The following is a 9,673-nucleotide window of genomic DNA, read 5'->3' on the forward strand; positions in this document are numbered from 1 at the left end:
GCGGCGGGGGGGGGGGGGCCGGGGCGGGGGGCGGGGGGGGCGGCGGCGGACGGCACCGCGGCCGGGCCCCGGGAGGTGTCCCGAGGGGCCCGGCCGCGGTGTGGCGGGGAGCGGCGGTCAGCAGCGGCCGACGCTCTCGCAGTCCTCCCAACGGGTGCCGGTGCCGGACTTGGCGCCGGTGGCCTCGTCGCCGCCGCGGGCGGGGGCGTTGAGCGACTTCAGCTTCGGGGTGACCGGGGTGGCGGCCGGGGCGCTCGGGGTGGCGGCCGGGCCGGAGGCGAGGCGGACGGCTATGGCGTCGATCACCGGGCGCGGGCTGGTGCCGGCGAAGTTGCTGAGCATCACGGAGAAGATCAGCTTGTGGCCGTCGGGCGCGGTGGCGTAGCCCATCAGGTTGTCGACGCCGCTCATCGAGCCGCTCTTGGCGTGCACGTTGTTCTCGGCCTTGGTGCCGCGCATGCGGGCGGCCAGGGTGCCGCCGACCATCCGGTCCGGGTTGCCGGCCACCGGAAGCGCGTTGTACCAGGCGTCGAACCAGGGCTTGTCCTGGGCGACCTTGAGCAGGCCGGCCATCTTGGCCGGGTTGATGAGGTCGTAGCGCGAGAGGCCGGAGCCGTCGACCTGGCGGCCGCCCGGCGTCTCCAGGCCGTTGGCCTTGAGGAAGCCCTTGACCTGGGCGACGCCGGTGGCCCAGTCGCCCTTGCCGCCCTTGACCTTGCCGATCTCCTTGGTCAGGTGCTCGGCTATGCCGTTGTTGCTGATCTTCAGCATCGGGACGATCAGCTCGGCGAGGGTCTTGGACTGGTGCGAGGCGATCGCCGTCGAGGTCTCGGAGCCGGTGGCGGAGGCGACGCCGCGCTGGACCGTCACGCCGTGCCGGGCGAGCGCGCCGGCGAAGACCTTGGCCGCGTAGGTGGCCGGGTCCTCGACCGTGACCCAGTAGGTGGCCGGGGCGGCGCCGGCCGCGATGCTGCCGGAGAGCAGCAGCTCGTTGGCGCCGCGGCGGCGGTCGACGCCCGCGGAGGCGCCGCTGCCGGCCGCGCCGGTGGTGATGCTGCCGGTGAACTTCATCGGCGCCTCGGCGGGCACCAGGGCGACCTTGGCCTTCTCGCCGGCCGCGCCCGGGGTGACGGTCACCTGGACGGTGTCCATGGTGTACTCGGCGTCGTTGGCGATCGTCAGGCCGGAGATCTGCGGGCTGTAGGAGTACGGCTCGTCGTCCCAGGTCCAGCCGGGGCCGAGCGGGGTGGAGTCGTAGCGGGTGCCGTCGGCGAGGATCCGGCCGGTGACGGTGGTGATGCCCGAGGCGGCGACCTTGGCCGCCAGGTCGTCGAGGTCCTGGACGAGCAGGCTGGGGTCGCCGCCGCCCTTCAGCACCAGGTCGCCGGCGAGCTTGTTCCCGTACACGGTGCCGGTGGTGCGGACCTCGGTGGTGAACCGGTAGTCGGCGCCGAGCAGGTCGAGAGCGGCCGTCGAGGTGACGGTCTTCATGGTGGACGCCGGGGTGAGCAGCGCACCGGGCTGGCGGGAGTACAGCACCTGGCCGGTGGCGGCGTCGAGGACCTGGACGCCGGCCTGCGCGTTGGCGAGGCGGGCGTCGGCGAGCAGCGCGTCGAGGTCGGCCGTCAGCGTCGCGTCGGCCGGGGCGGGGTTGTCGGCCTGGGCCGAGCCGGCGAGCAGGGACGCGGCGAGTGCGGCGGCGGCCAGCGGCAGGCCGCGGCGGTACAGGCGTGCGGGCACAGATGCTCCAGGAATCGGGTACGGCGGGGCGCGCGCGTCGCCCACGCCCCCGTTTTGGCCTGCACATTATCAGCTGATGTGACATCAGTTGATCTTCGGGCGGGGCGGCCGTGCGGCCGTCCCCCGCGCCCGGGTGCACGCTCCTGTTCATGTACACGCCTCGGCGGCCCGGAAGGTCTCACGCGAATTCCCGGAGATCCGCGGGCGGCCCCGCTCCGCCCGCGGGGAGGGGCCGTTCAGCCGGCCGAGAAGGCCGTGACCCCGGCGTCCGTGCCGACCAGCACCCGGCCGCCGGCGAGCACCGGGGAGGCGAAGTGCGGTGCCGGGCCGGTCCTCGCCTGCTGCAGCACCCGCCCGGTCGCCGGGTCGAGGGCGAGCAGCACACCGCGGTGGTCGTCCACCACCCAGACCGCGCCGCCGCCGACCACCGGCGAGCCGCCGCGCTCCAGGTCCACCTGCCAGTCCTGGTGCAGCGAGCCGTCCTGACCCACCGTCACCCGGGCGAGGCCCTGCTGGCAGGGCAGGTACACCACCGAGCCGTCCACCGCGGCCCCGCCGTACGCCGGGCAGACCGTCGCCTGCGCCACCTGCCCGCCGATGCCGCCGAGGCGCTGCGCGTCCAGCAGGTACGCCTCGCCGCGCTTGCCGGCGGCCAGTACGTGGCCGCCGACCCGCACGGGGGAGAGCGAACCGAGGTCGAGGTCCTGCGCGTTGTCGTCCGCCCACGTCGAGGGGGTGAACCAGTCGACCCGCTGCAGTTCGGGGGAGAGCGCCAGCACCGAGTCCGAGCCGTCGTACGAGCCGCCGGTCGACTCGCCGTTGCCGACCGACACCAGCAGCCGGTCGCCGTCCACCACCGGCCCGCCGCTCGCCCAGATCCCGCCCTCGCGGCGGGTCGGCACCGCGTAGGAGAGCACCGTCCCGGCGCCGCTGGTCGGCACCGACACCAGACTGCCGACGTAGTCGCCGCAGTCACCGAACAGGCCGCCGAACGCGATCACCACCCGGCCGTTCCACAGCGCCAGCGCCGAGCGCTGCTGGTGCGCGAGCGGGTCGCCCTTCGGCGGCTCGACCTCGCGCCGGACCTCCAGCGCCCCGGTCGCCGCGTCGAGACCCACCAGCACGTGCCGGCCGCCCGCCAGCTCGGCGACCGCGAACACCCGGCCCGTCGCCGGGTCGTAGACCGGGGTGCCGGTGATCCCCAGCGGGTCGATGTTGCCGCACGGCAGCTCGGCAGCCCGGGCCGGGGCGCCCAGGTGGCGGCTCCACAGGACCGCACCGCTCGACGCGTCCAGCCCGTACACCGTGTTGTTCTCGGTCGCCGCGAGCACCCTGTCGCCGACCACCAGCGGCTGCCCGTACACGGCGCCGTCGAGCTTCGCCGTCCAGGCCGTGCCGAGCGGCCCGACCGGGGCGGCCCCGGGGGCCGTGCCGGTGCGCAGCGCGTCGCGGTGGTAGGTCGGCCAGTCCCCGGCCCGCAGCGGGGTCGGCGAGGCCGAGCCGGCCACCACGGCGGACGGCACCCCGGTGGAGACCGCCGAACCGCCGCCCGCGGTGCACCCGGCGAGCAGCACGGCCACCGCCGCGGCGACCGCCGGCAGCAGGAGCCGCCGGTCAGCTCGGAGCCGTCGCACCGCCGCCGGCCTTCACGGCCTCGACCATGCGCTGGTGGACCTCGCGCGCGGCCGCCTCGTCCCCGGCGGGCACCGGGCTGCCCTCCACGGTGAACCAGTCCAGCGCGCCGCTGTACTGGACCGTCAGTCGGGCCTCCCCGTCGATCCACGTCGTGTGGACCGTCAGATCGCCCTTGATGACACCCAACTCGACCGTTCGCACCCCTCCGGTGCCGGCGAGGATGCCCTGCGTGGTCCAGGTCGCCCAGGTGTTCACGGAGCCTCCCCGGTGTGCGGCCGACAGTACGAACTCGTCATGCCCCAAGACATACCGGGTGACACACCTGTTTCCGGCCGAATCGCCCCGCCGTGGGCATGTCGCCGGACACCCCGCGCCGGGCCCGCTCCCCGCCCGGGCGTCCCGGTGGAAGCGGGCGTGCCTCCCGGTGCGCGGCTACCATCGGCGGTATGGGAGAGCGACCCGCCGCGCTCACCGCGCCGCAGCTGGTACTCGAGACCGAAGGCGACTCGCAGGTCATCAGCCCGAGCCGCACCTACCACGTCGGCCGCGATCCGACGAGCGAGGTCTTCCTCAGCGACCCCCGGGTGTCCTGGCACCACGCCGTCCTGCACGCCGACGGCGACCACTGGGAGCTCGACGACAACGGCTCCACCAACGGCACCTACACCGACGGTCACCGGATCCGGCACCTCGACGTCGGCGCCGGCAGCGAGCTGCGGTTCGGCAGCGCCGCCGACGGACCGCGCTGCACCCTGCGCGAGCTGCCCCGGAAGCCGGCCGTCGACCGGCAACCCTCCGCGCTGACCGCCATCACCGGCTCGATGCGGCCGCCGACCACCGTCCGCCCGCTCCCGGCGAAGGTCGTCCGGATCGGCCGCGCCGTCGACAACGACCTGGTCGTCGGCGACCTGTCGGTCTCCCGCCGGCACGCCGAACTGCGCGCCCGCTCCGACGGGCGCTGGGAGATCGTCGACCTCGGCAGCCACAACGGCACCTACCTCAACGGCCAGCCGGTGCTCGACGCCCTCGTCGGCGAGGGCGACCTGATCGGCATCGGCCACTCGGTGTTCTGCCTGGTCGGTGACGAACTGCAGCAGTACGTCGACACCGGCGACGTCGACCTCGACGTCGACCGCCTCAGCGTCACCGTGGCCGGCGGCCGCCGGCTGCTCGACTCGGTCACCTTCCCGGTCGGGCAGAAGATGCTGCTCGCGGTCGCCGGCCCGAGCGGCGCCGGCAAGTCCACCCTGCTCAACGCCCTCACCGGACTGCGCCCCGCGGACGAGGGCACCGTCCGCTACGACGGCCGCGACCTCTACCGCGACTACGCCGAGCTGCGCCGCCGGATCGGCCTCGTCCCGCAGGACGACATCCTGCACACCCAGCTGCAGGTGCGCCGCGCCCTGCGCTACGCCGCCGAGCTGCGCTTCCCCGGCGACACCGCCGCCGCCGAGCGGGAGGCCAGGGTCGAGGAGGTGATCGCCGAACTCGGCCTGGGGAAGCGCGCCGACCAGGTGATCTCCAGCCTCTCCGGCGGCCAGCGCAAGCGCGTCAGCGTCGCGCTGGAGCTGCTCACCAAGCCCTCGCTGCTCTTCCTGGACGAGCCGACCTCGGGCCTCGACCCCGGCATGGACCGCTCGGTCATGCAGATGCTGCGCAACCTCGCCGACGACGGCCGCACCGTCATCGTGGTCACGCACAGCGTGCTCAGCCTCGACGTGTGCGACCGGCTGCTGCTGCTCGCCCCCGGCGGCCGGATCGCCTTCTACGGCCCGCCCGGCGAGACCCTCGACTTCTTCGGCTTCCAGCAGTGGCCGGACGCCTTCGACGCCTTCGAGAACGACACCGAGCGCGACTGGGCCGGCCAGTACCGCTCCTCGCCCTCCTACCGCCGCTACATCACCGGCGCCATGGACCATCCCGGCCCGGCCCTGCCGCAGGCCCCGGCCGCCGCCGAGACGCCGGCACCCAAGCCCCCGCACCCGCAGCGCTGGCACCACCAGGTCGGCACCCTCGTCCGCCGCTACGCCACCGCGCTCACCGCCGACCGGACCTTCCTGGCCGTCATGATCGCGCTGCCGTTCGTCATGGGCGTGATGGCCCGGGCCCTGGCCGGCAAGAAGCTCGCCGAGGACAGCGTCTTCAACGCGCTGCTGATCCTCTGCGTCGGCGCGGTGCTCACCGGCGCCGCCAACTCGGTGCGCGAACTCGTCAAGGAACGCGTCATCTACCAGCGAGAACGCGCGGTCGGCCTGTCCAGATCGGCGTACCTCTGGTCCAAGATCATCGTGCTCGGCACCGTCACCGTCGTCCAGGCGGTGGTGCTCACCATGGTCGCGCTGCTCGGCGTCGACCTGCGCCCGCAGGGCGGCGGAGGCGTCCTCATGCCACCGCTGCTGGAGATCACCCTGGCGGTCGCCCTGCTCGCCTTCACCGCCATGATGCTCGGCCTCCTCATCTCCGCCCTGGTGAAGAAGGAGGAGGTGACCATGCCGCTGCTGGTGCTGGTCGCCATCGTCCAGGTGGTGTTCTGCGGCGCGCTGATCCAGCTCAACAGCACCCCCGTGCTCGCCCAGCTCTCCTGGCTCGTCCCCTCCCGCTGGGCCTTCGCCGCCATGGCCTCCACCGTCGACCTGCACGCCTCGGTGCCCAAACCGCTCACCGCCGATCCGCTCTTCCGGCACGAGGCCTCGGTCTGGCTGCTCGACATGGGCATGATGGTGGTGCTGAGCGTCCTCTTCGGCCTGCTGGTCCTGCGCCTGCTGCGCCGTCACGAACCCGCCGTGATGCGGAGGTGACCGCGGATGACGGCCCCGTACGAGTTCCAGCCCACCCACGTCGCGCCCGCCGACGGGCTGCAGACCTGGGCGAGCCCGGACCCGTCGCGGCCGTCCGTACGGCTCGACCCGCTGCTCCCCGTCCGGCTCGCCGACAACAACGGCAACTGGGCGCGCATCGTCTGCTCCAACGGCTGGTCGGCCTGGGTCGACGGCCGGCTGCTGGTCACCCTGCCCCACCCGCCGTCCGGCACCGACCACCCGCTGACCCCGCTGGAGGACCCGCGCCCCCTGCTCGCCGCCCTGGAGAAGGCGCTGGCGACCTACCGCCGGCTGGTCGGCGAGTACACGGACGGCCTGATCGACCTGGAGACCTTCCGCGACCGCAGCCGCAACCTGCGGCTCGGCGCCGTCATCGACGGATCCTCCGCCTGGCTGCTCGACCTCGACCAGGGCCGCTGGTTCTTCAGCGACGGCACCCGGATGCAGACCTACGCCACCGTCGACCCGCCCGCCGCCAAGCGGTCCGCGGCCGGCGCCCGGGGTGAGGCCGGATGACGACCGCCGCACCGGCCGACCTGACCGGCCACCAACTCGCCACCTACCGGCTGGAGCAGCTGATCGGCCGCGGCGGCATGGCCGTCGTCTACCGCGCCGAGGACCTGCGGCTCGGCCGGACGGTCGCGGTCAAGCTGCTCGCCCCCGACCTCGCCCGCAACGACGTCTTCCGCGAGCGGTTCGCCCGCGAGTCCAAGGCCGCCGCGGCCATCGACCACCCGCACATCGTGCCGGTCTACGAGGCCGGCGAGGCCGACGGCCTGCTCTACATCGCCATGCGCTACGTCCGCGGCCGCGACCTGCGCGCCCTGCTCGACCGCGAGGGCCCGCTCTCGCTGCGCCAGACCGTGCGGATCACCACCCAGGTCGCCTCCGCGCTGGACGCCGCGCACGACCACGACCTCGTGCACCGCGACGTCAAGCCCGGCAACATCCTGGTCGCCGAGGGCACCGACTCCGAGCACCCCGAGCACGTCTACCTGACCGACTTCGGACTCACCAAGAAGTCCCTGTCGCTCTCCGGCCTGACCACCGTCGGCCAGTTCGTCGGCACCCTGGACTACGTCGCCCCCGAGCAGATCAACGGCAAGCCGGTGGACGGCCGGTGCGACGTCTACAGCCTCGCCTGCGTGGTCTACGAGATGCTCTCCGGCGACCCGCCCTACCAGCGCGACGACGACCTCGCCCAGCTCTGGGCGCACCTCAACGACCCGCCGCCGCACCTCAGCGAGCACCGCCCCAACCTGCCCGCCGCCCTCGACGACGTGCTGATCCGGGCGCTCGCCAAGACACCGGACGAGCGGTACGACAGCTGCCTGGCCTTCGTCGGTGCCCTGCACGGCGTGGAGCACGTCGCGGCGATCCCGGTGCCGACGCCGACCGAACTCGTCCCGCAGCTGCCCGAGTCCGCGGCGCCGGCCGAACTCGCCCCACCGCGGGAGTCCCCGGCTTCCGCGGAATCCCCGGCTTCCGCGGAGTCCCCGGTGTCCGGGGAATCCGCCGCACCGCCGGAGCCCGTCGCACTGCGGAAGGCCGTCGCGCCGCCCGACCCGCCGGCGCCCCCGCCGGAGCCGCCCGAGTGGGCGCTGCCGGTCTACGGCACCGACCGCGACTGAGCCCCGGACGCGTCGGGGCCGCCGTCCCCCGGCTCCGCCGGCCGCCGCGCCGCCGGCGCGGTGTCGCGGCGCACCCGGGCCGCCGTCAGGCCGCCGAGCAGCCCGGCCACCGCCCCCCAGACCGCGCCCACCGCCACCAGCACCAGCAGGTCGGGCTCCAGCACCGCCGCGCCGCTGCCGCCGAAGCCGAGCAGGGTGAGGCCGTACGCGGCGGAGATCCGGGTGAGCACGCCGATCAGCAGCATCGCCACCGCCAGCGCCACCGCCAGGTGCACCGCGTGCCGCCAGGCCTTGATGCCGGGCGGGGCGTGCATCGCCATGCCCAGCCCGGTGAACAGCAGGGCGACCACCGCCAGGGCGACGAGCAGCCACGTCCGGGAGTCCTGGTCGGTGAGGGTGGCCGCGTCCAGCCGGACGTCCTGGTTCTGCTGCAGCACCCCGGCCAGCGGCTGCGGCATCGGCAGGCCGAGCGTGCCGGCGACGTGGCCGTGCCAGGCACCGCCCATGCCGATGCCGAGCGCCAGCCAGGCCAGGTTCGGCAGGCCGAGGAAGACCACCGCAAGGGTCTGCCGGGCGTGCCCGCCGACCGCGGCCTCCACCAGGCCGGCCGGCAGCGCCAGGGCGACGTAGACCAGCAGCAGCGTCAGCACGGCGTGCGCGGCCGGACGGACGGCGGTGTGGAAGCGCAGCAGCGGCAGCGGCAGCGGGGTCCGCCGGGAGACCGCCAGGGCGAGCAGCAGCACCACCGCGAGCCACACCAGGCCGAGGCCGACCGCCCGACCGGTGTCCACGGCGAAGCCCACCGTCGGCGAGGCGCCGACCAGGCCGCCCAGCTCGTCGATCAGCGGCTCGCCGGTCGACACCACGAAGCTCTTCTCGGCCGGGACCGACAGCAGCAGCAGCGCGAGCGCCCACAGCACGGCGACCCGGCCCACCCGGGCCAGCAGCTCCCGGCCGGAGACGGTGGCGTGCAGCCGCATCGGGCGCAGGAACAGCCAGCCGACCAGCAGTGCGCCGGTCAGCGACACGGAGAGCGGGACGGCCTCGATGCCGCCCTTCGCCCCGGCCACGAACGCCGCCCCGCCCTCCACCCGGGCGGAGGCTCCGCAGGCCATCAGCACGGTCGCCGCGACCACCGAGCCGTAGCCCCCGGAGGGCAGGTCGTTCGCGCCGGCGAAGTACAGGCCGATCGCGGCCACCGCCAGCATGGCGGCCACCGCGGCCACCACGGCCGTCAGGGCTTCGCCCCAGTGCCGCAGTTCGCCCGCGGCACCGCCGGAGCGGGCCGCGGGCCCGTCGCTGGTGCGGGCGCCGGGCCCGCTGCTCGTCCGCACAATCGGCTCCTCCCGGGTCGGCTCAATCCGGTGGGGTCTCCTTCCAGCCTCCGCCCGGCGGCGGGGAACGGCGAGCCCGGGCGGCGGGGGAGGGCGGGCCCCGGTGGCCGGGAACGGCGAGCCTGCGGGCGGGGACGGCGGGCTGTCGCGCGGGCCGGACCGGGCGCGCGGAGAATGGCGTGCGGGGGTGCCCAGAACGGGAGGAACACCCGTGAGCCCGCTGCCGCCGTCACCCGATCAGCCGTCCGGCCCGCCCGAGGACCCGTCCGGACCGCCCTCCGGACCGCTGTCCGGGCCGGGCTCCGGCCCGCCGTCCTCCGGCAACCGCCCGGCGGGGCCGGGCCACACCTCCTCGTACCCCGGCGGGCCCTCGGGACCGCCGTCCGGCCCCACCTCCGGACCGGGGGCGCACCCCGGCGGCGGGGGGGGGGCCGGGGGGGGGGGGGGCGGGGCGGCCGGCCGCTCCGCGGAGGCGGGGCTCACCCCGCGCGAGCACGAGGTGCTGCGGTGGGCG

At 75.1% G+C, this 9,673-nt stretch carries 7 protein-coding genes; 3 read left to right on the plus strand and 4 right to left on the minus strand.

What is annotated here, in order from left to right; all coding sequences use genetic code 11:
* Window positions 1-117: 117 nt before the first annotated feature.
* The 3 genes from dacB to ABD353_RS38255 all read right to left on the minus strand — a co-directional run bounded on the left by dacB (window position 118) and on the right by ABD353_RS38255 (window position 3,630).
* Complete coding sequence (gene dacB / locus ABD353_RS38245) at window positions 118-1,740, minus strand: D-alanyl-D-alanine carboxypeptidase/D-alanyl-D-alanine endopeptidase (RefSeq protein WP_344628342.1); 1,623 nt, start codon at window positions 1,738-1,740, stop codon at window positions 118-120.
* A gap of 236 nt (window positions 1,741-1,976) precedes the next feature.
* Window positions 1,977-3,374, minus strand: coding sequence for an outer membrane protein assembly factor BamB family protein (locus ABD353_RS38250; protein WP_344628343.1), 1,398 nt, complete (start codon window positions 3,372-3,374; stop codon window positions 1,977-1,979).
* Window positions 3,355-3,630 carry a hypothetical protein gene (locus ABD353_RS38255; protein WP_344628344.1) on the minus strand — a complete coding sequence of 92 codons (276 nt, stop codon included), beginning with the start codon at window positions 3,628-3,630 and terminating at the stop codon, window positions 3,355-3,357. The genes ABD353_RS38250 and ABD353_RS38255 overlap by 20 nt, the downstream gene beginning before the upstream one ends.
* Window positions 3,631-3,821: 191 nt before the next feature.
* Here ABD353_RS38255 and ABD353_RS38260 point away from each other — a divergent pair, with 191 nt between their 5' ends.
* The 3 genes from ABD353_RS38260 to ABD353_RS38270 are packed head-to-tail and all read left to right on the plus strand — an operon-like array spanning window position 3,822 to window position 7,825.
* A complete protein-coding gene (locus tag ABD353_RS38260; protein ID WP_344628345.1) occupies window positions 3,822-6,173 on the plus strand; it encodes an ABC transporter ATP-binding protein/permease in 2,352 nt (783 codons plus the stop codon).
* Window positions 6,174-6,179: 6 nt separating this feature from the next.
* On the plus strand, window positions 6,180-6,710 hold the full coding sequence (locus ABD353_RS38265; protein WP_344628346.1) for a hypothetical protein: 531 nt from the start codon (window positions 6,180-6,182) through the stop codon (window positions 6,708-6,710).
* Window positions 6,707-7,825 carry a serine/threonine-protein kinase gene (locus ABD353_RS38270; protein ID WP_344628347.1) on the plus strand — a complete coding sequence of 373 codons (1,119 nt, stop codon included), beginning with the start codon at window positions 6,707-6,709 and terminating at the stop codon, window positions 7,823-7,825. Before ABD353_RS38265 ends, ABD353_RS38270 begins: the two co-directional genes overlap by 4 nt.
* On the opposite strand, the gene ABD353_RS38275 is transcribed toward ABD353_RS38270, so the two are convergent.
* A complete protein-coding gene (locus ABD353_RS38275) occupies window positions 7,804-9,159 on the minus strand; it encodes a streptophobe family protein (RefSeq protein ID WP_344628348.1) in 1,356 nt (451 codons plus the stop codon). The two genes, ABD353_RS38270 and ABD353_RS38275, sit on opposite strands and share 22 nt — an antisense overlap.
* Between the last annotated feature and the right edge of the window lie 514 nt (window positions 9,160-9,673).

Source organism: Kitasatospora arboriphila (assembly GCF_039528095.1).
Classification (GTDB): domain Bacteria; phylum Actinomycetota; class Actinomycetes; order Streptomycetales; family Streptomycetaceae; genus Kitasatospora; species Kitasatospora arboriphila.

What these genes read in the sequence shown, in the direction of transcription:
- ABD353_RS38260 (WP_344628345.1), top strand. Translation starts at nt 3,822, where the DNA reads ATGGGAGAGCGACCCGCCGCGCTCACCGCGCCGCAGCTGGTACTCGAG.
- ABD353_RS38265 (WP_344628346.1), top strand. Translation starts at nt 6,180, where the DNA reads ATGACGGCCCCGTACGAGTTCCAGCCCACCCACGTCGCGCCCGCCGAC.
- ABD353_RS38270 (WP_344628347.1), top strand. Translation starts at nt 6,707, where the DNA reads ATGACGACCGCCGCACCGGCCGACCTGACCGGCCACCAACTCGCCACC.